Origin of the sequence: Lysinibacillus sp. NPDC094403 (assembly GCF_050278745.1) — a bacterium.
In the GTDB taxonomy this organism is placed as follows: domain Bacteria; phylum Bacillota; class Bacilli; order Bacillales_A; family Planococcaceae; genus Lysinibacillus.
This window is the reverse complement of record NZ_JBNNTL010000014.1, coordinates 93,136-120,058: the sequence shown is the minus strand read 5'-3', so window position 1 is coordinate 120,058 and position 26,923 is coordinate 93,136. Positions and strand designations below refer to the sequence as shown.

24 protein-coding genes and 2 riboswitches are annotated in these 26,923 nt (G+C 38.5%); of the genes, 17 read left to right on the top strand and 7 right to left on the bottom strand.

Annotated elements, in window-relative coordinates; all coding sequences use genetic code 11:
• Positions 1–161 precede the first annotated feature (161 nt).
• Complete coding sequence (locus tag ACQKMV_RS18350; RefSeq protein WP_427505673.1) at positions 162–920, top strand: IclR family transcriptional regulator; 759 nt, start codon at positions 162–164, stop codon at positions 918–920.
• Positions 921–1,044: 124 nt separating this feature from the next.
• Here ACQKMV_RS18350 and ACQKMV_RS18345 read toward each other — a convergent pair whose 3' ends face one another.
• Together ACQKMV_RS18345 and pxpB are read right to left on the bottom strand one after the other, a co-directional pair.
• Positions 1,045–2,034 carry a biotin-dependent carboxyltransferase family protein gene (locus tag ACQKMV_RS18345; protein WP_427505672.1) on the bottom strand — a complete coding sequence of 330 codons (990 nt, stop codon included), beginning with the start codon at positions 2,032–2,034 and terminating at the stop codon, positions 1,045–1,047.
• Positions 2,025–2,765 carry a 5-oxoprolinase subunit PxpB gene (gene pxpB, locus ACQKMV_RS18340; protein WP_427505671.1) on the bottom strand — a complete coding sequence of 247 codons (741 nt, stop codon included), beginning with the start codon at positions 2,763–2,765 and terminating at the stop codon, positions 2,025–2,027. Before pxpB ends, ACQKMV_RS18345 begins: the two co-directional genes overlap by 10 nt.
• Positions 2,766–3,042: 277 nt before the next feature.
• Here pxpB and ACQKMV_RS18335 point away from each other — a divergent pair, with 277 nt between their 5' ends.
• The 6 genes from ACQKMV_RS18335 to ACQKMV_RS18310 all read left to right on the top strand — a co-directional run bounded on the left by ACQKMV_RS18335 (position 3,043) and on the right by ACQKMV_RS18310 (position 9,643).
• Positions 3,043–3,807: a LamB/YcsF family protein gene (locus tag ACQKMV_RS18335; RefSeq protein ID WP_427505670.1), complete on the top strand. Its 765-nt coding sequence runs from the start codon at positions 3,043–3,045 to the stop codon at positions 3,805–3,807.
• Positions 3,808–3,811: 4 nt separating this feature from the next.
• A complete protein-coding gene (locus ACQKMV_RS18330) occupies positions 3,812–5,065 on the top strand; it encodes an NRAMP family divalent metal transporter (RefSeq protein WP_427505668.1) in 1,254 nt (417 codons plus the stop codon).
• A gap of 65 nt (positions 5,066–5,130) precedes the next feature.
• Complete coding sequence (locus ACQKMV_RS18325; protein WP_427505666.1) at positions 5,131–5,922, top strand: putative hydro-lyase; 792 nt, start codon at positions 5,131–5,133, stop codon at positions 5,920–5,922.
• Positions 5,923–6,183: 261 nt separating this feature from the next.
• A complete protein-coding gene (locus ACQKMV_RS18320; protein ID WP_427505664.1) occupies positions 6,184–7,614 on the top strand; it encodes a PLP-dependent aminotransferase family protein in 1,431 nt (476 codons plus the stop codon).
• 254 nt (positions 7,615–7,868) lie between these two features.
• Positions 7,869–8,315: a YfmQ family protein gene (locus ACQKMV_RS18315; protein ID WP_427505662.1), complete on the top strand. Its 447-nt coding sequence runs from the start codon at positions 7,869–7,871 to the stop codon at positions 8,313–8,315.
• 200 nt (positions 8,316–8,515) lie between these two features.
• Complete coding sequence (locus ACQKMV_RS18310) at positions 8,516–9,643, top strand: DUF4261 domain-containing protein (protein WP_427505660.1); 1,128 nt, start codon at positions 8,516–8,518, stop codon at positions 9,641–9,643.
• Positions 9,644–10,031: 388 nt separating this feature from the next.
• On the opposite strand, the gene ACQKMV_RS18305 is transcribed toward ACQKMV_RS18310, so the two are convergent.
• The 5 genes from ACQKMV_RS18305 to ACQKMV_RS18285 form a co-directional block, all read right to left on the bottom strand.
• Positions 10,032–13,529 (bottom strand): S8 family peptidase, encoded by a 3,498-nt coding sequence (locus ACQKMV_RS18305; protein ID WP_427505659.1) that lies wholly within the window; start codon positions 13,527–13,529, stop codon positions 10,032–10,034.
• A gap of 256 nt (positions 13,530–13,785) precedes the next feature.
• Positions 13,786–14,622 carry an energy-coupling factor ABC transporter ATP-binding protein gene (locus ACQKMV_RS18300; RefSeq protein ID WP_427505658.1) on the bottom strand — a complete coding sequence of 279 codons (837 nt, stop codon included), beginning with the start codon at positions 14,620–14,622 and terminating at the stop codon, positions 13,786–13,788.
• Positions 14,622–15,392, bottom strand: a complete 771-nt coding sequence (gene cbiQ / locus ACQKMV_RS18295; protein ID WP_427505656.1) for a cobalt ECF transporter T component CbiQ — start codon at positions 15,390–15,392, stop codon at positions 14,622–14,624. The genes ACQKMV_RS18300 and cbiQ overlap by 1 nt, the downstream gene beginning before the upstream one ends.
• 5 nt (positions 15,393–15,397) lie before the next feature.
• Positions 15,398–15,670, bottom strand: coding sequence for an energy-coupling factor ABC transporter substrate-binding protein (locus ACQKMV_RS18290; protein ID WP_427505655.1), 273 nt, complete (start codon positions 15,668–15,670; stop codon positions 15,398–15,400).
• Position 15,671: 1 nt separating this feature from the next.
• Positions 15,672–16,418 carry an energy-coupling factor ABC transporter permease gene (locus ACQKMV_RS18285; RefSeq protein WP_427505653.1) on the bottom strand — a complete coding sequence of 249 codons (747 nt, stop codon included), beginning with the start codon at positions 16,416–16,418 and terminating at the stop codon, positions 15,672–15,674.
• Positions 16,419–16,737: 319 nt separating this feature from the next.
• Positions 16,738–16,922, bottom strand: a riboswitch (cobalamin riboswitch).
• A gap of 355 nt (positions 16,923–17,277) precedes the next feature.
• Positions 17,278–17,464: riboswitch (cobalamin riboswitch) on the top strand.
• 138 nt (positions 17,465–17,602) lie between these two features.
• On the opposite strand from ACQKMV_RS18285, the gene ACQKMV_RS18280 reads away from it, so the two are divergent.
• From ACQKMV_RS18280 to ACQKMV_RS18235, 10 genes are read left to right on the top strand one after another with little or no spacing between them, the layout of a single operon-like run.
• Entirely contained in the window at positions 17,603–17,974 is a 372-nt protein-coding gene (locus tag ACQKMV_RS18280) for a (2Fe-2S) ferredoxin domain-containing protein (protein WP_427505652.1), read from the top strand.
• A gap of 4 nt (positions 17,975–17,978) precedes the next feature.
• Positions 17,979–19,649, top strand: a complete 1,671-nt coding sequence (gene cobJ, locus ACQKMV_RS18275; RefSeq protein ID WP_427505650.1) for a precorrin-3B C(17)-methyltransferase — start codon at positions 17,979–17,981, stop codon at positions 19,647–19,649.
• 14 nt (positions 19,650–19,663) lie between these two features.
• Positions 19,664–20,578 (top strand): sirohydrochlorin chelatase, encoded by a 915-nt coding sequence (locus ACQKMV_RS18270; RefSeq protein WP_427505648.1) that lies wholly within the window; start codon positions 19,664–19,666, stop codon positions 20,576–20,578.
• Positions 20,575–21,336 (top strand): precorrin-6A reductase, encoded by a 762-nt coding sequence (gene cobK / locus ACQKMV_RS18265; protein WP_427505647.1) that lies wholly within the window; start codon positions 20,575–20,577, stop codon positions 21,334–21,336. The genes ACQKMV_RS18270 and cobK overlap by 4 nt, the downstream gene beginning before the upstream one ends.
• Before the next feature lie 12 nt (positions 21,337–21,348).
• Positions 21,349–22,008: a precorrin-8X methylmutase gene (locus ACQKMV_RS18260; protein WP_053483787.1), complete on the top strand. Its 660-nt coding sequence runs from the start codon at positions 21,349–21,351 to the stop codon at positions 22,006–22,008.
• On the top strand, positions 22,008–23,141 hold the full coding sequence (locus ACQKMV_RS18255; RefSeq protein ID WP_427505645.1) for a cobalt-precorrin-5B (C(1))-methyltransferase: 1,134 nt from the start codon (positions 22,008–22,010) through the stop codon (positions 23,139–23,141). Before ACQKMV_RS18260 ends, ACQKMV_RS18255 begins: the two co-directional genes overlap by 1 nt.
• A complete protein-coding gene (cbiE, locus tag ACQKMV_RS18250) occupies positions 23,098–24,318 on the top strand; it encodes a precorrin-6y C5,15-methyltransferase (decarboxylating) subunit CbiE (RefSeq protein WP_427505644.1) in 1,221 nt (406 codons plus the stop codon). The genes ACQKMV_RS18255 and cbiE overlap by 44 nt, the downstream gene beginning before the upstream one ends.
• On the top strand, positions 24,311–25,018 hold the full coding sequence (cobI, locus tag ACQKMV_RS18245) for a precorrin-2 C(20)-methyltransferase (protein ID WP_427505642.1): 708 nt from the start codon (positions 24,311–24,313) through the stop codon (positions 25,016–25,018). The genes cbiE and cobI overlap by 8 nt, the downstream gene beginning before the upstream one ends.
• Complete coding sequence (cobM, locus tag ACQKMV_RS18240) at positions 25,018–25,803, top strand: precorrin-4 C(11)-methyltransferase (RefSeq protein WP_337989697.1); 786 nt, start codon at positions 25,018–25,020, stop codon at positions 25,801–25,803. Before cobI ends, cobM begins: the two co-directional genes overlap by 1 nt.
• Entirely contained in the window at positions 25,796–26,917 is a 1,122-nt protein-coding gene (locus ACQKMV_RS18235) for a cobalt-precorrin 5A hydrolase (RefSeq protein WP_427505641.1), read from the top strand. The genes cobM and ACQKMV_RS18235 overlap by 8 nt, the downstream gene beginning before the upstream one ends.
• The last annotated feature ends 6 nt before the right edge of the window (positions 26,918–26,923 follow it).

Below are 26,923 nucleotides of genomic sequence, written 5' to 3'. Positions count from 1 at the left end.
AAGCGACAGCAACAAAGCGCCCAGCCGGAACGGAAATCAATCACACGTTTTGGTGAAGAGCCAGGGTATATAAAAACAGTAAGATATTAGGTATAATTATAAATTAAGAATAGAAAAATTATGTTTAGATTAAATCTAGTATAGAAGGGAGAGAACTTAAATTGACAAATAATAATAAAACGGTTGTCCGTTCAATGGATATTTTAAATCTATTTATCGATCATGCTGAACTGTCATTTCAAGAAGTAATTGAGTTATCAGGAATCCCTAAAACCTCTGCTTTCCGCATGTTGAAATCTTTTGAGGAAATGGAATTTTTAGAAAAGGGAACTGATGCAAAATATAGGTTAGGCATTCTCTTCCTTAAATTTGGACATCTAGTATCAATGCGCCTAGATGTGCGAAAAATTGCAGCTCCAATTATGAATGAGTTACATAATGATGTAAAAGAAGCAATTAATTTAATCGTTCGTGATGGTGACGATGCTGTTTATATCGAGAAAATAGATACGAAGCAAAAAGTTCGACTCTACACTGCAATTGGTAGAAAAAGTCCTCTTTATGCAGGGGCATGCCCTCGTGCTGTATTATCCTTTTTACCGGATGCAGACATCAAGGAATATCTCGAATCTGTAGAACTTAAATCATTTGCAATGGGGACGATTACGGAAAAGGAAAGGCTTTTTGAAACGATTGTGCAGGCTAGAGAACTTGGTTATACAATCAGCCATTCAGAATTAGAAAATTATACATCTGCTGTTGCAGCACCGATTTACGATCATAAAGGAGAAGTCGTTGCAGCAATGAGTATTGCGGGACTAGAAACCAATTATCGAGGGGAAAACGTTGAAATCTTCGTCGATAAACTTAAGAAGGCTACCGCAGAGATTTCAAAACAATTGGGGTATGAACAGCTTTAAAAAATGGGTAGTCTCAAAAGTCATTTGAGATTACCCATTTTGCGCTGAAATTGCTAACTTTTATTGGAAAAACATTACTATCTAAATAATCGAATTTTGGACGATTGAATAGCTTCTAATGCTTCTATAACCTTTTTAAACGGAGCCCAAATGCTAGTTCATTTCGTTTTCTTTCTTGCTGTATTAATGCCAATTGAGCTTCTTCAAGGGTGACCTCTTTAAAATAGACTCGACCATTTGCTTGCATTTGTGCTAATGATGGTAAATCGGCAGAAATCACTTGAGCTATTTTAGGATATCCACCAGTTGTTTGACGATCTGCCATTAAAATAATAGGTTGCCCATTGGAGGGCACTTGAATCGTTCCAAATGTAACCCCTTCGGATAATAACTCAAATGGCTCTTTTAATTGAATAGCAGCTCCTTCTAATCGATAGCCCATTCGATCTGACTGTGTTGTGATGGTGTAAGGCGTTGAAAGGAATGTTTTTAAACTCTCCTCATCGAAATGCTGATATTCAGAGCCTCTTATGAAGCGGATTGTTTGCGTTTTTTTAAATGTAACAAAGGATGTGTAATCAGCTGACCAAGAAAGGTGAGTTGGTTCTTTTTTTAATTGTTTAAAAAGATTCTCCCCTAACTCTGATCGTCTATCTAATTCAAAGACATCATTCTTCAGCAATTTTCTTCCTTGAAATCCTCCAATTCCAGCGCGTATGTAGGTGCTTTTACTGCTCATCACTTTGGGCACTTGAATTCCGCCACTAAACGATACGTAGGCTCGGCAACCACTAATCGCAGTATTAAATTTTAAAACCGATCCTTTTTGAATAAAAAGTGGTCTCCACATTGGTGCTTCTTTTCCGTCTATTGTAGGTTGTAAATTGCCACCTGTAATGGAGATCAGTTCATTAGTTTCAAATAAAAGGGTTGTTCCATAAAGTGTCACCTCAAGAGCTCCTTCTCCTTCCGAATTTCCAACAAGTAAATTCGCAATTCGTAGGGAAATTGAATCCATTGCTCCTCCGACGATAACACCAAACTTTTGTAGCCCATATCTTCCTAGGTCTTGAATGGTTGCCAGCATACCTGGCTGTAATACCTTTATGCCCATGTTTCCATCTCCCAATCACTCTTATATTCTTCCAACGAAATTGGTACAAACTGAATTCGATCACCCGGTTGTAATAAAGTTGGAGGAGATTGTTCAGGTAGAAACAAACGAGAAGGTGTTCGTCCGATGATTTGCCATCCACCTGGAGTTTCTAATGGGTAAATCCCTGTTTGATTTCCCGCAATTCCTACAGATCCCGGAGTAATCGATAACCGTGGAGTTTCTTTACGAGGTGTTGCAATTTGTCTGTCCATTCCTCCCATAAACGGGAAACCTGGAGCAAAGCCTATCATGTACACAAGATATTCTACAGAAGAGTGAATTTTAATGACTTCATTAGGTGTTAAACCATGATAAGAGGCAACAAATTCTAGATCTGGTCCCATTTCACCACCATATACTACAGGGATTTTTACGACACGTTCCTTTGTTGTTTCAACTATGTAAGATTTGTTCAGTAAAGAAAGAATGGTTGTTTTCACCTTTTCGTAAGGCATTTCGCCTCCGTTTTCTATATTTGAAAAGTATACTTCAATCGGATTGTAATAAACTGTCACATTATTATAGGCAGGCACAACCTCGATGAATCCTTCAAATGGATTTCTCTCTAATAAATTCAATATATTTTTAACTTTGTTGTGAATTGCCTCACTGATTCCTTCACCTACATGTATGACTAGTGCAGAATCGCTCAAAGGTCTTATATGTACATTCTCTTTTAAATTCAGCATAAAAATCATCTCCTGAAGTTTCGTAATTCGGTATAACGGTTTTAAATAACGGATTATTAATTATTATATTTAAAGAATAAACAAAAACAAGTTTAATTTAAATGAAAATTTTAAAAAAAATATTCTTTCTCAAAATTTTAAATTTATACTTTTCAGTAATTATAAAATATGTTAAGATTTTTTTAAATTTCAAAACTTAAGTTCCGAATATCGGTACAAATTATTTGTAAACGTATTCATTATAACTACTTTAGTGGGAAGAAAACGGGGGAAGAAGATGTTTCGAGTTGATTTAAACTGTGATTTAGGGGAAAGTTTTGGTCGTTATCGACTTGGAGAGCAAGAAGAAATCTTAAAATATGTAACCTCAGCTAATATTGCTTGTGGATTCCATGCTGGAGATCCAACAGTCATGCGAGAGACAGTTAAGCTAGCCATTGCTAATGGTGTGAAAATCGGGGCACATCCAGGATTACCGGATTTAAATGGCTTTGGACGACGTGAGATGAACATCACACCACAGGAAGCATATGATATGGTTATTTATCAAGTTGGAGCATTGCAAGGTTTTCTAACGACTTACAATGAAACCATGCAGCATGTTAAGCCACATGGGGCACTTTATAATATGGCTGCTAAAAATCCAGCGATTGCTGAGGCAATCGCACACGCCATTTATGATATTTCACCTTCACTTGTGTTATTCGGTCTCTCAGGTAGTGAATTAACAAAAGCTGGAGAAAAAGTAGGGCTTCAAACAGCCCATGAAGTGTTTGCAGATCGTACCTATCAGAAGGATGGTTCTTTAACATCTCGTAAACAACCTGATGCGTTGATTACCGATAAGGAACAAGCTGTGAATCAGGTTGTGAGAATGGTGAAAGAGGGAATTGTGCTGTCACAACAACAAATCGAAATCCCATTACAGGCAAACACTATTTGTATTCATGGGGACGGGGAACATGCTGTTGAGTTTGCAAAATATATTCATTCAAGATTAGCAGAACATCAAATATCAGTACGTGCAATCAAGGAGGGGTAATCCAATGGTAACAAAAAAAACGGAAATTAGTGAAGCAGCAATCGAGCAAGAGAAACAAGGTAAATTTGTTAAGAAAACAGCAAGTAAAAGTGTGTTAATAGGAGCAGCCTTTTTAATGGCTACCTCATCTATCGGACCAGGTTTTTTAACACAAACGACAGTATTTACACAGCAATTAGCGGCTAGCTTTGGATTTGTCATTTTAATTTCATTAATTCTAGATATTGTCGCACAGGTAAACGTTTGGCGAATCATTGCTGTTTCTGGCTTGCGAGGGCAAGAAATTGCCAATAAGGTGTTACCTGGATTAGGTGTTCTCCTTGCAATTATGATTGTTATAGGTGGTTTAGCATTCAATATTGGGAACGTTGCTGGAGCTGGATTAGGGTTAAATGCAATGCTTGGCGTAGATCCAATTATGGGTGCCATTGTAAGTGCACTTTTTGCAATTTTCATATTTATCTATAAAGAAGCAGGGAAGGCAATGGACAAGGTTGCGCAAATTGCTGGCGGTGTCATGATTTTACTCATGCTATTCGTTGCTTTTAAAACTTCACCACCTGTAGGAGAAGCAATTGTGAACACCGTTTGGCCTAAAGAAATTAGTTGGTTTGCGATTGTAACTTTGGTAGGTGGATCAGTTGGAGGTTACATTACTTTTGCTGGTGGTCACCGCCTTTTGGACGCTGGCATCAAAGGACAAGAATCCTTGCCAGAAGTAACAAAAAGCTCTGTGACAGGGATTTTGATTACTGGTGTAATGCGTATTGCTTTATTTTTGGCGGTTCTTGGTGTTGTTTCAAAAGGTTTAGTTATTGATCCTGCCAATCCACCTGCATCTGTTTTCCAACTAGCTGCCGGTAATATTGGTTATCGCATGTTTGGTATGATTATGTGGGCTGCAGCAATTACTTCTGTTGTAGGGGCAGCTTATACATCCGTTTCATTTATTCGTTCATTCCACCCTAACATTGAGAAATATCACAATTGGGTAATTATAGCATTTATCGTCATTTCAACATTAACTTTTGCCTTGGTTGGAAAGCCTGTTAATGTGTTAATTTTGGTAGGTGCATTAAATGCACTGATTTTACCATTATCACTTGGCATTATGTTAGTCGCTGCACACAAGAAGGAAATTGTTGGTACATATAAGCATCCACGTTGGTTAACTGTAACTGGAGCAATTGTAGTTGTTATTATGGGATATCTCAGCATTAATACATTTATTGAAGAAATTCCAAAAATTTTTAGTTAATCTAACATCCAACCATCCATGAGCATCTTTTCATGGATGGTTAATTTATTAGGAGTGAATTGATGATGACAACATATAGTGCTTTAGAGCCGAATGAAATCCGTAAACTTATTCGCAATCAAGAAATTTCTGGACCAACTTCTGGCATGTCGATTGGGTTTACACAAGCAAATTTAGTGATTTTGAAGAAGGAGCATGCCTTTGACTTTCTACTATTTTGTCAGCGAAATCCAAAGCCATGCCCGTTATTAGACGTGACAGAACCTGGATCATTTATACCTTCAAAAATTGCTAAAAATGCAGATATTCGCAAGGACATTCCGAAATATCGTATTTATCGGGATGGTATTTTAACTGAAGAAGTATTAGATATTACAGATTATTGGGAAGAGGATATGGTAGGTTTTTTAATAGGGTGTAGCTTTACATTTGAAACACCTCTACTTGAAGCAGGTATTCCAATAAGACATATTCAAGAAAACTGTAATGTGCCAATGTATAAAACAAATATCGCGTGTGAAAAAGCTGGTATGTTTGAAGGACCAACTGTTGTCAGCATGCGCCCTATGACACCAGAGGATGCGATTCGTGCTATCCAAATTACTTCGCGTTTTCCAAATGTACATGGTGCACCAATTCATATTGGTAGTCCAGAACAAATAGGTATTACGGATATTTCAAAACCAGATTTCGGTGATGCTGTGTCCATTAAGCCAGGGGAAATACCAGTATTTTGGGCTTGTGGCGTAACCCCTCAAGCAGTAGCAATGGAAAGTAAACCTTCTATTATAATTACCCATGCACCGGGTCATATGCTAATCACTGATATAGAGGAAACAAGCTTGAGCATACTTTAGTTCGAAGACATCTATTTATTTTCTTCATAAGTAAGAGTCAAGAGGTTGGGGCAAAACCAATTTCTGAAATCTAAAAAGCTGGTGAAATTTTACGACGAGTAAAATTTCACCAGCTTTGATTTTTTTAGTGGATGGCTAAAATAACAATAAAGTGAATGGTTAATTACAATTGAAATAATATTAATATATAATTTTTTATCAGGAGTTACACTACTATAAGAAGAAAGTGCAAATTTGAAGGACATAATGAGGTGCGTATATATGGATTGGAAACCTGATAGAAAAGCGAAAAAAGCTATCTATAAACAACTCGCAGAATATATTGAAAAGGGAATTGCTGATGGTACATTTCCACCTGATAAGCCATTGCCCTCAGAGAGATATTTAGCTAGTGCTTTAAATTTAAACAGAAGTACTGTCGTTAATGCATATGACGAATTAGAATCGATGGGGTTAATTGAAAGAAATAGGGGAAGTGGTACTACTATTAGTAAAGATATATGGGGGTTAACAAAAAAACGGATTCCTAGCTGGAATAGGTATATTGAGGCGGGTTCTTTTTTACCTAGTCAACCTGTAACGCAAAAAATAAGAAAGGAAGCAGTTGAACATAAATTAATAAATTTAGCTTCCGGTGAATTGTCAGAAGAACTTTTCCCGAAAAGCTTTTTAAGTGAGATAACGTCAACACGTTCTTTTATTGGAAGCCTAGGATACGATCATCCACAGGGGAATGAAATCCTTAGAAATACCATTACAAAACACGTGGAAAAATGTCGAGGAATCGAAACAAATCCTTCTTCAATTCTGATAACATCAGGAGCGCAACAAGCACTACATTTAATTGTACAATGTTTGTTAAAGCCTGGTGATGCAATAGCAATAGAAGATCCTTCTTACAATTATAATCTTCCAATTTTCAAATCGGTAGGTATACAAGTACATTATTTACCTGTCGATAAGGATGGAATTAACCCAGAAGATTTGAAGTCATTATATAAAAAACACCGAATTAAAATGATTTTTTTAAATCCATATTTTCAAAATCCAACGGGCTCCTTATTGAATAAAAAGAAAAAAGAAACGATTTTAGACATATCCTCAAAGCTTGGAATTCCAGTAGTAGAAGATGATCCTTATAGTTTAACAGCTTTTTCAGGAGATAAAATTTCTACCCTTAAATCAATGGATAGGAATGGGAACGTATTATACATTAGTTCTTTGTCCAAAATTGTTGCATCAGGATTAAGAATAGGGTGGATTATAGGCCCAACATCGGTCATTGAAAGATTATCCGATGCGAAACAACAAATCGACTTCGGTCATTCTAGCTTTACACAATGGATAGCGAATGATTTTTTAGAATCAGAAAATTTTCATATTCATATAAAAAGTTTAATTAAGGAGTTAGAAAAAAGGAGAGATAAAATTGTAAAAAGCCTTGATACTTATTTAAAAGATCAGGTGGAATATTCTATTCCTCAAGGTGGTATTCATATATGGTGTAAAATACTTAAAAATTATAATGAAATCCAATTGCTTGAAGAATCCATTAAAAGAGGCGTCATTTTTGCTCCTGGTTCTACACTGGGATCCAAAGATGGTTTTGTTCGTTTTACTTTCGCAAAGGAAGATGCAGATTCAATAGATGAAGGAATCAAAAGGTTTGCAGAAGCTCTTAATAGTTTATAGCCATTTGGATGACTAAAAAAGTGTTAGATTTGATGGTTTAATTTAAAATTTAAGGTGAATGGATGGTCAAAATAGCATCGAATTGGATGGTTATAAAAAATATAAATCCCTTATCATTGAGAGGTGGATGGTTAAACATCGATATAGCCTAATGACCAATTATTTTTTATGAAATAATGTGCAATGTAGGTAATAATATAGTAATATAGTAAATGATACTAAAATGATAAAATTTTTGAAAGAGTTGGTATGGTATGACAACAGGTTTGATTGTTACGATAGTGATTGGATCTATTATTAAATTGTTAATGAGCCCTCCCAGTATAGCTGTGGCATGGGGGGTAAGTAAATTTGAACTTCATAAAAAACTTGATTCAAAAGATGTTACGGTAACATTTAATGGAAAGAATTTAGAAGAGGAAGAAAAAAATAGATTTACAGACTATTTTAACAAAGCTTCATTTTTGAAAAAACATTATATATTTCCAGGCAATGAAAAATTATTTTTACAGCCAGAGACTAATGTTACTCCATTTGTCATGACCGTAAAAAGAGGCAAAAAGGATGTTAATTTCTTTGTTTTTAGTTACGACAATCACGTTGATGTAGTCAAGAAGTGCAAGGAGAAAATTATTTCATATAGTCTTAGTTCTGAATATCTACAAAAATTTACTATTTCAACTACAAATGCAAACCATTGAAAAAAGGTTATCGAAAAATTAGGGATTCTGTTGGGGCTTCGGTCACTGACGTAGAATCCCTTTTTTATTACTCTGAAAATTAAGTGAATATAGTACTGAAACCATATTCCTATTTTTGGTAAAAATTCTTGATTTACTATTCATTCCCTTAAAGTTGGTAGTATAATTGTTGTATCAATTATTTATAAAGGAGAGATTTCATGACAGAGCAACAACAAGCAGCAATGCAATCCATGATTGACTGGCTTGCAGATGAACGCGAACTTGGGCAACAACCCAGGAAAATAGAAATTGCAGGAGAATTTGATTTACATGATATGCATTACTACATATTTAGGTACAAAAAAGCAATGCTCGGAAAATGGCTCCTTGGCGTATGCGGAGGCTATGAGGACCCGTCTGACACCGAACATTGTGGCCATATATTCAGCGAGATGCAACCTTATGACCCTGCGACTGCAGAGCAAGAAGCTGTAAAGATGGTAGAATTAATCCGAGAATACTGGATGCAGCAGGCTGCAGCATATGAAGCTACCCAATCCATGGAGGACGAGTCGGAAACGCAAGACAATGGATCTGGTATCTTTAACGGATTCGTTCTGCTTAACTCTGCAGAATGTGATATTGATCAGATAATAGCTAACCTTTTGAATGATTGGGGCATCTCCTGCTCGTCGGCAGCGGAAGAGGAAAACGCCGAGGAAACAAATGAAGGAACCATGGTCTTTGAAGTGGACGACTGCATGTTAGCGGTTAGTTTTGTCGATGCTCCCATACCAGATGGTGAGGCTGAGCATTATGCACAGGGAAACTACCTGTGGAAGGAAGCCGTGGAGGTTACACAAACGCATGTAGCTCAAATCATCCTGGCTGCATTTACCCGCTCCGGCTCCCCGTTGGACAGTGGCAGGCTATACACTAAGCTGGCGGCCAGTTGTTTAAAGCTTCCTAACGCAATAGGGATCTATACAGGTGGCACCGTATTCCAGCCTGAACTTTTTCAGGATATGGCTGAAATCATGAAGAATGAAGACATGTTTCCTTTACTGAATCTTGTTTATTTCGGCCTGGTCGGAACGGAGAACGGGGTAGATGGATATACTTATGGGTTAAAAGCCTTTGGCAAGGATGAAATTGAAATTCTGGACAGTCAAGCATCTCCTGCCGAGCTGCGTGATTTTTTGATTGCGATTTCCGGATATATTGTAGAAGAGAATGTCACTTTAAGGGATGGAGAAACGATCGGCTTCTCAGCAGAACAAAAGCTGCCGATTTCCCGTTCTGAGGGAGTTTATGTCGAAGGGGATACTCTAAAAATCAAATACTAATCTCATTCCAAAAGGCACCGTAGCAGGTGTCTTTTTTAAGCGCATAATCAAAAATACTTTGCTTAACTAATAGCGAATTTCTAACTGGAAGTGAGGGTAGTAATACCTTCTTTTTCAGCCTTTAATTTGTCAGCTTCATAGTATTTTGAAATACTATTGCCAATTAAAATACCTTTTACAGCATCCTAATCTTCTAGTCCATTTAAAATAATGAGGATACAATTTTCTATGCCCCAACATCCATTTTTTCATCTCAAGGATCATTTTAGAGAAATTAAAAAATCCCCTAGATTTTCATCATCTAGGGGATAATTTTTTAACTCTATCTTCAACCGAAAATTCGATTCTATTACTAAGTTCATTTTTTCAGTCCAAGGGGATTTAAATCTTATTTGATTTCAAGTGTATATGGTTGAGTACTAGCTTTGCCGTAATATTCACTTACTTCAATATAGTAAGTTCCTTTATCCAGTTCGACTGTACCTATTTCAGCATCTCCAGCTCCGTAAAGATCTAATGTTTCTACTGTTTTTCCATTTGCATCAATAATACGGATGACGCCATCTAGTGCTTTCTCTGTTTGAAGAGAGAAGTACACATCGCGTTTGCTGTCGTTTTTAAATTCAAAATAGTCTTTATCGCCAAATGGAACACCGGCATTTAGATATTGAGTAGCTACCCATTTAGCGTCTTTTTTCGTAAGTACAGTTGGTTTTGTAGGTATACCGTTAACTAACTTAGAATCAGCATCTTCATCTACATTTTTATGATCAAACAAAGTTAACGTATATGGTTGGATTGATACTTGTCCAACATTGCTTCCGTTAAGAACAATAAAATAACCGTGATCCTTTTTGGCTTTAAAAGATGTATTTACATCTGTTGTTCCTCCAAGACCGAGTAGCATTTGAAGGAGGTCTTCACCTTGTCCAAATGGAATTTGTGTTGCCATTTCTTCTGGATCAATTTCCATGTTACCATTTGTATCTTCAATAATGACGCCTGAAAACTTTAAGTCATTTTGAAGTTCTTTAGGTAATTGATCTAGCTGTTCTTTTGTAAATGGTACAGAAGAAATAAGAAGACTCATGACTTCATCGTTGCCTTTTTGTTTGTAGTAGTAGAAATCTGTATCATCTTGATAAATGAGATGATCTTTGTTAGTGACACCTGGTCGAATCGTTTTAGCAGCTATTGGCGAATTATTATTTCTATTATCGTCTTCTGGAATAGCTGCCATTTTACTTGTTTTAAGTGTATATGGTTCAGCGGAACGGTCACCAAGATTCATTACTTTTACAACATAGGTTTTGTCCTTTTTCAATGCAATTGTCTTAGCATTGTTTGGATCACTTGTTTGTCCTAGAATTAGCCCGAGTAGTCCCATATCATTCGTTAATGAAGTAACTGGATTTAATTCATTTGTTTTCTCATCATATTCAAATATAGTACCAGCCGGTGATTGGTTCATACCTTTTTGAATTTGGAAACCATATACGGCATCTTCTTTAGCAGTAAATGTGAAGTAATCTTCATCATCTTCAGTTTGGAAGTATGCTTTTTGGTCTTGACCTACTTCAAAACGAATCGCTTGTTCCATAATTTGGTCAACGTTTTCTGGTTGTTCCATACCACCTGGATTCATGAACATATCCATAAAATCATTTAGTTGATTAAGTTTTTTTGTATTATATTCAGTTAAAGGTAAAATATCCTTTTGTACGTTGTTTTCTGGCATTCCTCCATTTAATGAAAGGCCGTCTTCATCTTTAGGAAGGGTTACGACTTCACCTTTTAATGTGTAAGGAATGATTGATTCACTAATAGTTTCTTCAGTTTTAATACCACCGCTAAAGAACATATCAAGTGAAAACTTGTTACTGTTTTTATTAGATACGCTTATTACATACTCTTCATCTGGCATAGCATCAACAACTAAGTTTACTCCATCGCCTTTATCCGTGCCGTAAGATGCTCGGATTGGATAGGCCTCATTTAATCCTTCAGCATCGTCTTTCTCTGTCGGAACATTAACTAAGTCTTCTTTTCGATAAAGCTCCATGGATGCAGTAACACCTGGAATCCCAGTTAAATCAAATTTCAGTGTCGTTGGTTCATTCACTGAAAATGTAAAATAATCTTTGTCACCTATATGATCTTCAGAAAGTAGGGTATAGTTCTTCCCGGCTGTACTGAATGGGAATTTTTCAATCTTCTCCATATGTTCCATATCTAATGCATCAATTGGTAATTTTTTAGTCGTTTGAGCCGTGAAGACGTAGTTAGAGTCACCCTTTGAGCTATAGCTGCCATTTCGATCTTTAACCCCAATCAGAAGGGTTCCTTTTTGATCTGCTTCATATAGGTAACCTTCTTGTTTGCCTACGCGAACATCATTGACGTTAATTGGTTCTACTTCTTCGTTATGACCTTCAGGATAGAAGTACAAATCAAATGCATAATCATATTTGTTTGCACCTTTTAATGTCAGTTGAGCATATTCCTTTGCGTCTAGATCAACCTTGTACCATTTCTTTTCATCCGGTAACTTGAATTCGCCTTTTTCGGTATTTAAGGTATCTTTTTTAAGGACTTTTGCGTTTTTCAAGCGCTCTTCTTTTGTTTCAGAATACTGTTTTGGTAGATTCTTAATATTAAACTGTAATGCTTTCACAGGATCTATCAGACCATGTCCATATGTAAGATCATAGCCCTTGTCACCTAAATCCTTTGCGGTCATTTCGAGAATAGCTTCTATTTCATAAGGCTTTAAATCTGGATATTTTGATTTTAGTAGGGATGCCACACCTGCAACAACGGGAGATGCCATCGACGTTCCACTAATTTTTGCAAATGATGAGCCTTTTTTCTCATCATGTACTGTACTGTATATATCTTCACCTGGAGCTACTAGGTCAACTGATGGACCATAGTTTGAATAGCTTGATAGTTTGTTTCTTTCATTCGTAGAGCCTACACTAATAACGCCTTCGTATGAAGCAGGGAAGAAGTATTCATCTGTCGATTCATTACCAGCAGCTGCTACAACGGTAATGCCTTTATCAATCGCTTTCTGAACAGCTTCCTTCACTAATGGAGATTCTCCATAGCCGCCAAGGCTCATATTGATAACATCTGCTTCTTGCTCAATCGCGTAAAGGATTCCTTGTGCTATGAAGTAATCAGTAGTACCTTCTTTTCCGTTAAATACATCAATTGGAAGAATCTTAGCATTTGGATTAATCCCATGGCCTCCAATCCCATTATCTTTTGCTGCACCAACAATTCCAGCCACATGTGTTCCGTGGTCGTTAGGATAAGGATTATTGGCAGGGGCTGCTGCATTAAATGGCGGTAACACTTGCGATTTTAAATCTGGATGCTTAAAATCCACACCACCATCGATAACGGCTACTTTTACATCATTGTTGCCAGCTAATTCTAGTGCTTTATCAATTTGAAGAAGGTTCAAATGATACATATCCTGTTTCTTTGGATCTACCTCTGTACCGAAGGAATAATACACATAGCTTGGGGATACATTTTTAACCCCTTTCTGTTTCGCGTAAAATGAAACTGCTTTTTCTAAATTTGTTCCTTTGTTTAGTTGGATAACATCGTATCCTAATGAAGGAATAGAGCGGATCACTTTTGCGCCAATTTTTTTGTGCACATTCTTATCAAGATTGGAATGCTTGACGATAATAGTATCCTTACTAATCCATTCTTTTTGATTTTTAGATAATTGATCCTTATTGCTAGCAACTTTCACTAACTCTTGGTTCTTTGCTGCTTTTTGTGGTGCTTCAGCAAAGGCAGAAGTAGTAGGAACCATTAGTGCTGCAGACGCTACTATAGCGATTGAATTCTTCTTCCAGTTCTTCAACTGTTTTCCCTCCTTGGATGTCTTAAATAATTGGGTCATCTATACTAATACGAATGAGTAATAGAAAAGTTTCGTAAATTGTATATATATTCCCAAAGGTACCATTCTATATATTTCCATTATATTTTACAGATGATAAAAATATGTAGAAGGGAGATAATACAGGCAACCTCTACCATTCCTACAGCTTTGTTAAATTAGCGTAGGAGATGGTTCAGTCGCAATTGAAAAGTATCAACTAGGGCCAAAAATTATCTTACAGCTGCTCAATAAGTCTGTGTAAATCTTCCTTCGAACGAGGCATTTTGATGTTTTTCTCAAATAGATTTTTATTTTGTAAGGCAATGGCCATTTCAAAGACCCATGGGCGTTCAAGATGGGCTTTCTCAAGCAGATCCGCTTGATAGAACATTTTAACAGGATCCCCATTATAAATAATTCTCCCAGCTTCCATCACGATTATTTGATCTGCCCATTCATAGGCTAATGGGATATCATGGGTTGCCAGTAAAATTGTTCGTTCACCGTTCTCTAACGTAGCTAAATACTGTAAAACTTGTGCACTATAATAATTATCTAGTCCAGCTGTCGGTTCATCTAATAATAAAATAGATGGTTCCATTGCAAGTACTCCTGCCATAGCGACACGTTTTTTCTGTCCAACACTTAAAAAATGTATGGGTTTATCTAACAATGCTTCAACTTCGGTTTGAGCGACAGCCCATGTAATTTTTTCTTCAATTTTTTCAGTTGTCCAGCCAAGATTCAATGGTCCGAATGCAATATCCTGCTTCACTGTACCAGAAAAAAGCTGGTTGTCAGCATCCTGAAATACAATACCAACCTGTTGACGTAATTCTTTTAATGCTTTTCTACTATAATTAAGTTCTTTGCCACAAAAAGATATACTTCCAGCGGTAGGTTTCAAAATTCCATTCAGATGCTGAAATAATGTTGATTTTCCAGCCCCATTATGACCAAGCAAAGCAATTTTTTTTCCCTTTGGAATCTGAAGTGTAATATCTGTTAAGGCATGAGTTCCATCTGCGTAAGCGTAGGATAAATGTGTTAATTCAAAATATAAGTCTGTCATCAGAAAAAACCTCCATAAATGATGAGGAGTATAAAAATAGCAGAAATACCTAGCCAGTTTTTCATGCTATAGGTAACATTCTCCTGCCAATAGACAGTTTCGCCACCACGTGCTTCCATCGCATTGTTTAACTCACGACTTCGTTGGAACATCTCAGCAAGTAAAGCTGCAATCAGCATTGATACTGAGCGAAGCCACTGCATAGGGGAGCTGTATCCTAGACGAGCCTGCTGGGCAAGATGAATTTTTTGCATACTGTCTAAAAAGATAAAAATAAACCGATACGTTAGCTCTACTAACTCTACAAATAGAGTAGGAAGTCGCCATTGTCGTAGGACGTAACAAATAGATTGGACTGATGTTGTGAGAATTAAAAAATACAAACAGCTGATGCTGCCAAGGACGATGAAAAAAAGCTGTTGAGCTGTCACGAGGCTCGCACTGCCGATAAAAATCGTCCAACTATTAAGTGAAAATGACCAAATGTGCGTTGGTAGCGTGCTAGTTGATCGCGCTATAGAAATTAAAATTGATACTAAACTTGATAGTAAAAAGAATCCTGGTAGCAATAGTAATTTTGCATAATATTTTGTAGGGATTTTTGCGCCTAAAATGATAGAAGCACTCATCACAATAAATGTAATGAGTGAAATTCGTTCATCTCTCATGATAAGCGACAATAAAAGTAGTCCAAGGGATAACGTCATTTTTTCTAGCGGATGAACAGACGCTAGTTTGTTCATATAAGCATACTTATCAATGAGTAACATAGCGTTTAACCCTCTTTATGTTTGCCGCGCATTAAGCCGATGAAATAGCCGATAAATCCAGCGCCAATAGCAGCTTGTAGTGCGAATAATAAGCTTTCAATTTCACCACTTGGTGGCTCCCAAAAGCTTTCAAACCATGGCTCGTAGCTTGCATCTATTTCACTAATCGCTGCTTCCGCTTCGCCATCAGCCCCTCCGAATTCTGCACCTTTTTGAATAAATAGGGGAACGATTGCTAATAACACAACAATTGCTATGAGCAGTAAGTTTTTTTTCATGTTAGTGTACCTCCTTTGCTGAGAAAACACGTAAAGCTTTTAATTCACTTACATTGTATTTCTTCAAGAAGTTCATAACGATAACGGTTAATATTCCTTCACTAACAGCAAGAGGAATTTGTGTTAACGCGAAAATTCCAGCAAACTTTGTGAATGAAGCCATAAAGCCACCGACCTCAGAAGGGAAGGCAAGTGCTAATTGTACAGAAGTGACAACATATGTACCTAAATCACCAAGCATTGCTGCTAAGAATACGGCTACTGAAAATGATAACCCCATTTTTTGAGAGCCCTTAAAAACATAATAAGCAATAATAGGACCAGCAATTGCCATAGAAAAGGCATTAGCACCTAAAGTTGTAAGTCCACCATGAGCTAAAAGTAAAGCTTGGAATAATAATACGATTGTCCCGATAACACTCATCGCTAATGGTCCAAAAAGAACTGTCCCAAGCCCAACTCCTGTTGGGTGTGAGCAACTTCCTGTTACAGAAGGGATTTTTAAAGCTGATAGCACAAAGGCAAAGGCACCCGAAAGACCTAATATCATTTTTGTTTCAGGATTTTCATCAATGGTTTTTCGAATAGAACGTAATCCTAAAATAATAAATGGAATTGATACGACCCACCAAAAAATTGCCCATTCGATTGGCAAAAAGCCCTCCATAATATGCATCGCAAATGCACGATCTGGCACGAATAAAAATGCCAATAAGAAATAACTAAGCTTCCAACCTGAGAATTTCAAAAATCTCTCCTCCTCACATTAAAATTTTTCGAATTAGTATGCGATCGATACAATTTCGCCTTGGCGTAATTGCGTCCGGATTTTGAATTGTGCAAGCACAATTCATTCCTTTCAAAATCCGTGACATCCGCCGGAGGCTTTTTTTCATTCATTAGGTGTTTTGGTCCGGCTGGAACCATATCTGTACTCATCTACTACCTTGAGATGGAGTCTCTTCTAAATGAAAAAAAAGCACTTCTCCGTTTGTGGAAAAGTGCATAGCTAAAAAAGCAAATAAGTTCTAATCTGCTAAGCCGCACACCCATCCTCGTAGGTTGAAACGATCACATATTTTTCGGCAGGTCTCCTGGCTTTAGTTCAACGTTTTATAGGCCTTCCCATCCTTTGGACAGTGACATAATCTATAAAACTCCCTAGTACAGTGGCGGGACCGCGCCGGATTTAAACCGGCTTCCCTTTTAAGCGAAATGCTGAACAATTCGCACCGAAAAAGATGAAGTTGTGAGATTTCACGACAAAGTGTAACATGATGTTCCATAAATATGCTATACTTTTTGTGAAAAAATTTTTAATTTAGTCTCTATGTCGAAAATTCGGATAAATAGAAAAGGAATGTCACATTTTTCTAAAAATAATTAATAAAAATGTCACAAATTAAGAAAGAAATATTGAAATTTTAAAAAAATAAGCTATGATAGAAACAGTTTTATCAAAATCAATTATGCCACGGCATAATTGCGTCCGGAATCGGCTTTGTGCTTGCATAAAGAACTCCTTTCCGATTTTGTGACATCCGCCGGAGGCTTTAACTTCTTTCAGCGGATGTTTGGATACTTGCTGAAAGAAGTTAAAACTAAATTCATATAAAACGTCCATAAGTGCTTGAATATTTTCAAGATAATAGGGAATTCGGTGAAAATCCGATACAGCCCCCGCTACTGTAATAGCTGATGAAATCGCAAAGGCCACCATTTATAAAAAATGGGAAGGTGCGAAAGTAAAAGGAAGCTTAAGTCAGGAAACCTGCTTATGTGATGCTGCATGCAAACTTTTCGGAGGGAGAAGTTGAAGCGAAAGCGAGTACTCTTATATATTCGTTTTTATTTGGCTTCTACTAAACCTTTACTCTTCGTCTAGAGTAAAGGTTTTTCTTTTTCCTAAAAGCAAATGAGGGGAGAACGATTATGACAACATGGAATTTAGAGGGGATGAAAACGCATCTCTTTATTTGCAACGGTAGTAGCTGTATGAAAAAAGATGCAGAGGACATTACACAGGCAATCCGTGATGAAATACAATTGCTAGCACTTGATAAGGAAATACATACAACGAGGACCCGATGTAATGGCAGGTGTAAGGATGCTTGTGTTGTCATTGCTTATCCTCAAGGGAATTGGTATCGCGTGCCGACAACGGAGCATGCGAAGGCACTTGTGCAAGATCTAAATCATGAAGCGTTACATAATGAGCATGTCTTTACATTGCGTGAAGGTTCGTTACAACGTACAGCACAGACAACAGCCATTAAAGGTATTGAAAAGGTGAAAGAGGGGTAACAAAATGGCGCAAAAAGGTAAGATTTTCGTAGTTGGCTTTGGCCCTGGAGATTTTAAACATATTACGAATCGTGCTGTGGAGGCACTACAACAAAGTGATATGATCATAGGCTATAAAACTTATGTTGAACTTATTCAGGATTTAGTTAGCGCAAAGTCGATTATTAGTACTGGTATGACAGAGGAAGTTTCGCGAGCACAGGAAGCTGTGCGCCAAGCGGAGGCTGGAAGTATTGTATCTGTTATTTCCAGCGGTGATGCTGGTGTTTATGGAATGGCAGGATTAGTGTATGAGGTTTTAATCGAGCTAGGCTGGACGGAAGCAACTGGTGTCGAGGTAGAAATTGTTCCAGGTATTTCTGCTATTAATTCGTGTGCAAGTTTACTAGGTGCTCCGATTATGCATGACGCCTGTACCATTAGTTTAAGTGACCACTTAACGCCTTGGAATTTAATTGCAAAGCGAGTAGAAGCAGCAGCAATGGCGGATTTTGTTATTGCACTTTATAACCCAAAAAGTGGACGTCGTACGAGACAAATCGTTGAGGCACAACGAATTTTATTAGAATATCGTTCACCAGATACGCCGGTTGGACTTGTGAAAAGCGCATATCGTGACCGTCAGGAAATTACGATGACGACTTTAGCAGAAATGCTTGAACATGATATCGGCATGTTAACTACAGTTATTATCGGGAATTCAACAACATTCTTCTACGACAATAAAATGATTACGCCACGTGGTTATCAGCGCAAATATACACTTGGTGAAGAAAAACAACCGTTACGACCACATCAACGACTTAAGGAAGAAAATGAACCATGGGCGATGAATCAAGAAACAGGAGCAGCGCGTAATGATTTTGCGACAGATCCTAATGCCAATCGTATTAAGCCCAGTTTAGATATAACACCACAACCAAAGTCTAAAAAATCGTCACTTGAATTGGCGACAGCTGCTCTTGCAATGGTGAAGGGAACGAGCGCTGTGAAAGTAACACCTAAGCTCGTTCAACAAAAAATCGAATCTGTTTTTGAATTAGCTGTTAGTCCAGGAGTAGCCAATAAGTTTTTTACTCCTCAACAAATGATGACGTTAGCTGAGGTAGTTGGTGAGGAAGGAACGATGGAGTATACACCTGACCATCAAATTCATTTAAAAATTCCAACGTCTGAACCTGAAGAGATTACAGCAAAGCTTCGTGAAGTGGGCTTTTTACTAGCACCACTTGGTGACGTGTTATCGTTAAAGGCTTGTGACTTCTGTTATGGAGAAAAGTACGATTCGATTCCGTATGCTGAAGAGATTCAAGCAAAGCTTGGTGGTATGTCGTTACCGAAAACATTAAATATTGGCTTTAACGGCTGCGGTATGGCGTGTTATCGAGCGGTATTCGATGATATTGGAATTGTTTATCGTAAAAGTAAATTTGATGTTTTTATAGGTGCCAAGCCGGTTGGTCGTACAGCACATGCGGCCCAGCCAGTTGTGGAGGGGCTAGAGCCTGAACAGCTCATACCACTTATCACCGACATTATCGAAGAATATAAAGCAAATGCGCATCCAAATGAACGTTTGTTTAAATACTTCAAGCGTGTGAAAAAGATCCTACATTTTACGTATCAGGATATGTCTTCAAAAATAAAAGTAGAGCCAGCTCCATGCGGCGACTAGTGAGGAGTAATGAGATGAAAGCAATTTTATTTGTCGGCCACGGGAGCCGTTTAGCTGCAGGAAATGATGAGGTACGCACGTTTATCGAGCAAATGACACCTCGCATTGATGATAACTTTTTAGTAGAAACATGTTTTTTAGAGTTCGCTTCGCCAAATATTGAAGAAGGTATTACGAACTGTGTGAAAAAGGGTGCTACAGAGGTACATGTAATTCCGATTATTCTTCTTCATGCTGGACATTCAAAACTACATATTCCAGCAGAAATCGAACATGCACGTGAGCATTATCCAAATATAACGTTCACATACGGTCAAACAATCGGAATCCATGACGAAATATTCGCTATTTTAGAAGACCGTTTAGCAGAAATCGGCTTTAATGCTGAAGAAGAACATCAGGATACTGCCATTTTATTAATTGCAAGAGGCGGCAGTGACCCAGCTGCAAATGGTGATTTTTATAAAATTACACGCCTATTATGGGAAAAACTCCCGGTTCAGTATGTAGAAAGCGCTTTTATGGGTGTTACAGATCCACGTGTTGAAGAAGGAATTGAGCGCTGTGTGAAACTTGGTGCTAAAAAAATCATTATGCTACCGTACTTTTTATTCACAGGTATCCTAATGGAACGTATGAATGGTATGTGTAAGCAATTTAACGAAAAATATGCTGACTGTGATATTCAAATTGCCAACTATTTTGGCTATCATGAGCGTTTGCAAAATGTGCTATTAGAGCGTATTGAGCAAGCTGTAAATGGTACATCAACAGGTAAGCAAGATTTAGAAAATTATCGTGCTTATGCGGCAGTGCATGGACATGCGCATCATCATCACCATCACGATCATGACCATGACCACCATCACCACGAGCATGATCACGACCATGACCATCATCACCACCATGAAGAGGAGCCAGTGAAATGATTTTCATGTTAGCAGGGACGAGCGATGCTAGGAATCTAGCACTTGAAATACAGTCAGCAGGTTATGCTGTGACGGCTACGGTCGTTACTGAATCAGCCGCTTCAAGCCTTGCAGAAGTAGGCCTTCCTCATTTAGTCGGTCGATTAACGGCGGAGGAAATGGCGACGATTATCACAGAGCGAGGGTACCGTTTAGTTGTAGATGCCTCTCATCCATTTGCTGAAGAAGCTTCAAAAAATGCGATGGCGGCAGCTGAGCAAGCGAATGTTCCGTATATTCGCTATGAACGTGCACATGAGCATTATGCCCATTCACTAATTACGGTTGTGAAAGATTACCAGGAGGCAGCCCATTTAGCAGCGGAAAAACGTGGTGTCATTATGCTAACGACGGGCAGTAAAACGCTGGCGACTTTTACAAAGGTGTTACATGGTTTAGAAAATACACGAGTAATTGCGCGTATGCTTCCTCGACTCGATAATATGGAAAAATGCGAAGCACTTGGTGTGGCACAAAGAGATATTGTTGCCATACAGGGACCTTTTTCAAAGGAATTAAATGAAGCCCTCTTTCGTCAATATGATGTGACATTGATGATTACAAAAGAAAGCGGCAAGGTTGGCTCGGTGGATGAAAAGCTTGAGGCTGCCCTTGCATGTGGCATTGAAACAATTTTAATTGCAAGACCAAATATAAAATACGGACAGCAATATTCTACATTTGAAGATGTATTACAAGCTGTACAAAACACACTTTAGGAGGCAATACAAATGGACTTTAAAACAGATTTCAAACCATTAACAGTAGACCCAGATAAAATTTACGATTACAGTTTCTCTATTATTGCAGAGGAGATGGGCGAGCATAATTTCTCAGAGGATGAGTGGAAAGTAGTACGTCGCATCATTCATGCTTCTGCTGACTTTGAACTAGGACGTAGCGTAATTATTACACCAGGTGCGCTTGAAGCAGGGATTAAATCAATTCTTGCTGGTCGCCATGTCATTGCAGATGTGCAAATGATTGAAAGTGGTTCAGGGAAAAAACGCTTCCAAAAACATGGTGGCGATTTACACTGCTATATTGCAGATGAAGATGTGTCGATTGAAGCGAAAAAACAAAACACTACGCGTGCGATTATTTCTATGCAAAAGGCAGCTAAATTACATGAAGGCGGCATTTATGCAATCGGTAATGCACCGACAGCATTGCTGGAATTAATTCGTTTAATTAAAGAAGGCTTAGCGAAACCAGATTTAATTATCGGTATGCCAGTTGGCTTCGTTTCCGCTGCTGAGTCGAAGGAAGAGCTGTTAAAACTAGAAGGTATTCCGTATATTACAAATGTTGGTCGTAAAGGCGGTAGTACAGTGACGGTTGCCGCATTGAATGCTGTCTCACTTTTAGCGGATGAACAGGCGAAAAAATAATGGAGCGGAAGCCTAAAAAGGATCCCAAGGACATGCGTCACGGTTATACAACGGGATCCTGTGCGACTGCAGTAACGAAGGCCGCATTACTTGCCTTAATTACAAATGAAGAGCAAGAAACAAGTACCATTCATTTGCCGATTGGGCGAGATGCGACCTTTACGATAGAAAAGTGTACATTTCAGCATGATACTGTAAGCTGTGAAACGATTAAAGATGCTGGTGATGACCCGGACGCAACACATAAAGCACTCATTATCGGTACAGTAAGCTGGTCGGATATACCAGGCATTCATTTGGACGGTGGAATTGGTGTCGGGCGTGTAACAAAGCCCGGCTTACCAGTGCCTGTTGGAGAAGCAGCTATCAATCCAGTACCACGGAAGATGATTCATAGTACTGTACAAGGCGTACTTGATGAATTTCAAATTAAACGAGGCGTTAACATAGTTATTTCCGTCCCTAAAGGTGAGGAAATTGCTAAAAAAACGTTAAATGGGAGACTTGGTATTATTGGAGGCATCTCCATTTTAGGCACAAGGGGAACCGTCGTGCCTTTTTCGAGTTCCGCTTATATGGCTAGTATTGTCCAAGCAATTAGTGTTGCAAAAGAGGCTGGTTGTGAGCATTTAGTTGTTACGACTGGTGGCCGAAGTGAAAAGTATGCGATGGCACAGTACCCTCATTTGCCAGAGGAAGCGTTTATAGAAATGGGCGATTTTGTAGGCTTTACATTAAAACATTGTAAGCGACTTGGTATGAAGCAAGTATCACTTGTCGGTATGATGGGGAAATTCTCAAAGGTGGCACAAGGTGTCATGATGGTGCACTCCAAAAGTGCTCCAATTGATTTTAACTTTTTAGCCCAATTAGCGGTGGATATAGGTGCGGATGAAGAAACCGTTACAAACGTACGAGAGGCAAACACCGCTTCACAGGTCGGAGAAATTATGGCAGAAAAGGGCTATGATGCATTCTTCAACCACTTATGTGAAGCTTGCTGTTATTCATCATTACATCACATTAAGGGCGGTTTAACGCTTTCTACATCGATCTATTCGATGCAGGGACAATTATTAGGAAGGGCTGATGACATTGCATCGATCGATGAAATTGATTGGGATCGGGGATAACGGACAAGAAAGCTTGCTACCGCAATATGTGCAGTGGATTGAAGACTGTGAGGTACTTGTTGGTGGGGAGCGTGTTCTAGAATTTTTCCCGAACTTTACTGGTGAAAAAATTTTGATTAAAGGTGGTCTTTCAGCGCTTGTTGAAAGATTATCTGCAGAATCAAGAAATACAGTGATCTTAGCGTCTGGCGATCCATTATTTTACGGAATCGGTGGTTATTTAGCGAAGAAGCTAGACATTGAAGTTTATCCGTATATTAGCTCAGTGCAGCTTGCTTTTTCAAAGATGGGGGAAAGCTGGCAGGACGCTTATGTCACAAGTATTCATGGGCGTTCCATGAAAGGTTTAGCCCAACGTATTGATGGTAAAAAGAAAGTGGCACTGCTAACAGATGCAGATAATAATCCGAATGAGCTAGCACGTTATTTAAAGCATTTTGGCATGACAGAATACAATGCATTTGTTGCAGAAAATTTACAAGGCACAAATGAAAAATTCGGCTGGTATTCGCTTGATGAATTAGAAATGGCTAATTTTTCTCCATTAAATGTTGTCATTTTACAGCAAACTTCAGTACCGAAACGCTATGCACTCGGTATCGATGATGAAGAATTCTCACAGCGTAAGCCTGATAAAGGTCTGATTACGAAAAAAGAAATTCGCGTCTTAAGCTTACAAGCGATGCAGCTACAAAAGGATAGCACGATTTGGGACGTTGGTACATGTACGGGTTCGATGGCGATTGAGGCAGGCAAGCTTGCGCCAGAAGGTCAAATATTTGCAGTGGAGAAAAACGCTCCCGATTTAGAAAATTGCCTACAAAATCAGCAAAAATTCCGTGTAGATATTACAGCTATTCATAGTAAAGCACCAGCAGGACTTGAAAACTTCCCTGATCCGGATGCGATTTTTATCGGCGGCACAGGAGGAGAAATGGTGGAGCTATTACAATTGTGCTGTACACGCTTAAAGCCAAATGGCCGTATTGTATTGAATGCTGCAACCATTGAAAATTTATATAAGGCAGTTGAAGCGTTCAAGTCTTGTGGCTTTGCTGTAGACATATTGCAGGCACAGCTTGCGCGCAGTAAACCAATATTAGATATGACGCGTTTTGTCCCATTAAATCCTATTTACATTATTTCTGCATATCGAAAGGAAGAAAATCATGAGTAATCTTGGTATTTTATATGGCTTGGGCGTAGGTCCTGGCGATCCAGAGTTAATTACAGTTAAGGCATTCCGTGTTATTCAGGAATCGCCCGTTATTGCGTATCCGAAAAAACTAAAAGGTAGTAAAAGCTATGCACATCGTATCGTAGATGTCTACATCAACCCAGAGGAAAAGGATATGCTTGGCTTAGTATTTCCAATGACGAAGGATGAGGCTGTATTAGAACGCGAATGGACGAAATCAGTTGAACTTGTTTATGAAAAATTAAAAGAAGGTAAGGACGTCGCATTCGTAACAGAAGGTGACCCATTATTATATAGTACGTTTATCCATATGATGAAGCTTATGCAGGACATGCATCCTGATGTTGAAATTCAAACAGTTCCTGGAATTTCTTCATTCAATGGTTCAGCATCACGACTTGGAATCGCGCTGGCAGATGGCGATGACCGTGTTGCGATTGTCCCTGCCCATGATGACTATGATGCAATGCGTGAAGCGATTGAAAGTCACGATGCAGTAGTATTTATAAAAGTAGCAAAGGTAATTGATTTAATGCTTGAGGTATTACGTGACTTAGATTTACTTGATAAGGCATCAGTCGTAACAAAGGTAACGTCTGACGAGGAAGTTATTTGGGATGTACGAGAGCTAGATGGTGTAGATTTAGAATATTTAACGTTAATGGTGGTGCGTAAATAATGAAGAAAATATATATTGTTGGCGCTGGTCCTGGTGATCCAGATTTAATTACAGTTAAAGGCTTACATATGCTACAAACAGCGGACGTTGTTATGTATACAGATTCTTTAGTAAGTGAGGACCTTATTGCAAAGGCACGACCAGATGCAGAGGTTATTCGTACGGCAGGTATGCATTTAGAGGAAATGGTAGCGGTCATGGTAGATCGTGTCAATGCGGGGAAAGTAGTAGCTCGTATGCATACAGGAGACCCTGCAATGTATGGAGCGATTATGGAGCAGGTGGCACTATTAAAAAAAGAAGGCATTGGCTACGAGGTTATTCCTGGTGTTAGCTCTGTCTTCGCATCTGCAGCGGCAATCGGAGCAGAATTAACAATTCCTGATTTAACACAAACACTTATTTTAACACGTGCTGAAGGACGTACACCTGTACCAGAATTTGAAAAGCTACGCGATTTAGCGAGTCACCATTGTACAATTGCATTATTCCTGAGCGCAACGTTAACAAAGAAAATAGTAAAAGAATTGCAAAATGCTGGCTGGGCTGATGATACACCAGTAGCTGTTATTCAACGAGCTTCTTGGCCAGATCAAAAAATCGTACGTACAACATTAATTGAATTGGATGAAGCAATGCGTGTCAACGGTATTCGTAAGCATGCGATGATTTTAGCTGGCTGGGCATTAGATCCAAATATTCATGATAAGGATCAATATCGTTCGAAATTATATGATGCTACCTTCACACATGGCTTTAGAAAAGGTGTGAAGACAAGTGATTGAGTTACAAGAGGGCGTATTGCCAGAGGTTGATCAACGAAATCCTTATGCAGTTGTAGCCATCACAAAGCACGGTGTTCAAATTGGACGTCGCTTGCAGCATACTTTTGCTGCGAGTGACTTATATTACATGAGTAAATTTGAGCAGGGCGATGAAGCGGAAAAGCATATTCAAATGTTTACAGGTACTGTGCGTTTGTTGCTGCCAACTCTGTTTAAGCAATATAAAGGTTTGATTTTAATCATTTCACTCGGTGCAGTTGTACGCATGATTGCACCGATATTAAAGGATAAGAAGACAGATCCTGGCGTTGTAGTCATTGACGACCGTGGTGAAAATGTGATTAGCGTCTTATCAGGTCATTTAGGTGGTGCCAATGAGCTGACACATGAAGTAGCTGCAGCACTTGGAGCAAATCCAATTATTACGACAGCTTCAGATGTGCAAAAGACCATTCCGGTTGATTTATTTGGTGCACGTTTTGGCTGGGTATGGGATAGTGCCGATAAACTGACACCTGTAAGTGCCTCTGTTGTTAACGAGGAACATGTTGCAATCGTCCAGGAAACGGGAGAGCGTGACTGGTGGATGCGTGACACAGCGATGCCAGAACAAATTAAAATTTATCCGTCAACATATGCTGCGATTGAAGCGAAACCACATGCGACATTGCTCATTACTGACCGTATCATTGATCCAGAAGAAGAAGTTCTTCTTGAAAATGGTGTAATTTATCGACCAAAGTCGGTCGTGCTTGGCATGGGCTGTAATCGTGGGACATCTGTGGAAGAAATTGAGCAAATCATTGATGAAACTCTTGCAGAGCTGAAGCTTTCGAAAAAAAGTGTCAAAGCGCTATGCACGATTGATTTAAAGAAAGATGAGGAATGCTTCCTAGAAATAACAAAGAAATACGATTGGGAATTTGTTACATATTCTCCAGCGGAATTAAATGAAATTGATTTCCCATCACCTTCGGAAACCGTATTTAAATATACGGGAGCATACGGGGTGAGTGAGCCTGCAGCAATGCGTTATGCGCAGGTGGAATCGCTTGTGCTAGAAAAGAAAAAATCGGGCAATGCTACAATCTCTGTTGCTAGATTAACATTTTAAGGAGGA

What these genes read in the sequence shown, in the direction of transcription:
- pxpB (WP_427505671.1), bottom strand. Translation starts at nt 2,765, where the DNA reads ATGCTGAATTTAAAAGAGAATGTACATATAAGACCTTTGAGCGATTCT.
- ACQKMV_RS18320 (WP_427505664.1), top strand. Translation starts at nt 6,184, where the DNA reads ATGGATTGGAAACCTGATAGAAAAGCGAAAAAAGCTATCTATAAACAA.
- cobJ (WP_427505650.1), top strand. Translation starts at nt 17,979, where the DNA reads ATGGCGCAAAAAGGTAAGATTTTCGTAGTTGGCTTTGGCCCTGGAGAT.
- ACQKMV_RS18330 (WP_427505668.1), top strand. Translation starts at nt 3,812, where the DNA reads ATGGTAACAAAAAAAACGGAAATTAGTGAAGCAGCAATCGAGCAAGAG.
- ACQKMV_RS18325 (WP_427505666.1), top strand. Translation starts at nt 5,131, where the DNA reads ATGACAACATATAGTGCTTTAGAGCCGAATGAAATCCGTAAACTTATT.
- ACQKMV_RS18335 (WP_427505670.1), top strand. Translation starts at nt 3,043, where the DNA reads ATGTTTCGAGTTGATTTAAACTGTGATTTAGGGGAAAGTTTTGGTCGT.
- cbiE (WP_427505644.1), top strand. Translation starts at nt 23,098, where the DNA reads ATGACATTGCATCGATCGATGAAATTGATTGGGATCGGGGATAACGGA.
- cobM (WP_337989697.1), top strand. Translation starts at nt 25,018, where the DNA reads ATGAAGAAAATATATATTGTTGGCGCTGGTCCTGGTGATCCAGATTTA.
- cbiQ (WP_427505656.1), bottom strand. Translation starts at nt 15,392, where the DNA reads ATGTTACTCATTGATAAGTATGCTTATATGAACAAACTAGCGTCTGTT.
- cobI (WP_427505642.1), top strand. Translation starts at nt 24,311, where the DNA reads ATGAGTAATCTTGGTATTTTATATGGCTTGGGCGTAGGTCCTGGCGAT.
- ACQKMV_RS18345 (WP_427505672.1), bottom strand. Translation starts at nt 2,034, where the DNA reads ATGGGCATAAAGGTATTACAGCCAGGTATGCTGGCAACCATTCAAGAC.
- ACQKMV_RS18280 (WP_427505652.1), top strand. Translation starts at nt 17,603, where the DNA reads ATGACAACATGGAATTTAGAGGGGATGAAAACGCATCTCTTTATTTGC.
- cobK (WP_427505647.1), top strand. Translation starts at nt 20,575, where the DNA reads ATGATTTTCATGTTAGCAGGGACGAGCGATGCTAGGAATCTAGCACTT.
- ACQKMV_RS18260 (WP_053483787.1), top strand. Translation starts at nt 21,349, where the DNA reads ATGGACTTTAAAACAGATTTCAAACCATTAACAGTAGACCCAGATAAA.
- ACQKMV_RS18270 (WP_427505648.1), top strand. Translation starts at nt 19,664, where the DNA reads ATGAAAGCAATTTTATTTGTCGGCCACGGGAGCCGTTTAGCTGCAGGA.
- ACQKMV_RS18315 (WP_427505662.1), top strand. Translation starts at nt 7,869, where the DNA reads ATGACAACAGGTTTGATTGTTACGATAGTGATTGGATCTATTATTAAA.
- ACQKMV_RS18300 (WP_427505658.1), bottom strand. Translation starts at nt 14,622, where the DNA reads ATGACAGACTTATATTTTGAATTAACACATTTATCCTACGCTTACGCA.
- ACQKMV_RS18310 (WP_427505660.1), top strand. Translation starts at nt 8,516, where the DNA reads ATGACAGAGCAACAACAAGCAGCAATGCAATCCATGATTGACTGGCTT.
- ACQKMV_RS18290 (WP_427505655.1), bottom strand. Translation starts at nt 15,670, where the DNA reads ATGAAAAAAAACTTACTGCTCATAGCAATTGTTGTGTTATTAGCAATC.
- ACQKMV_RS18255 (WP_427505645.1), top strand. Translation starts at nt 22,008, where the DNA reads ATGGAGCGGAAGCCTAAAAAGGATCCCAAGGACATGCGTCACGGTTAT.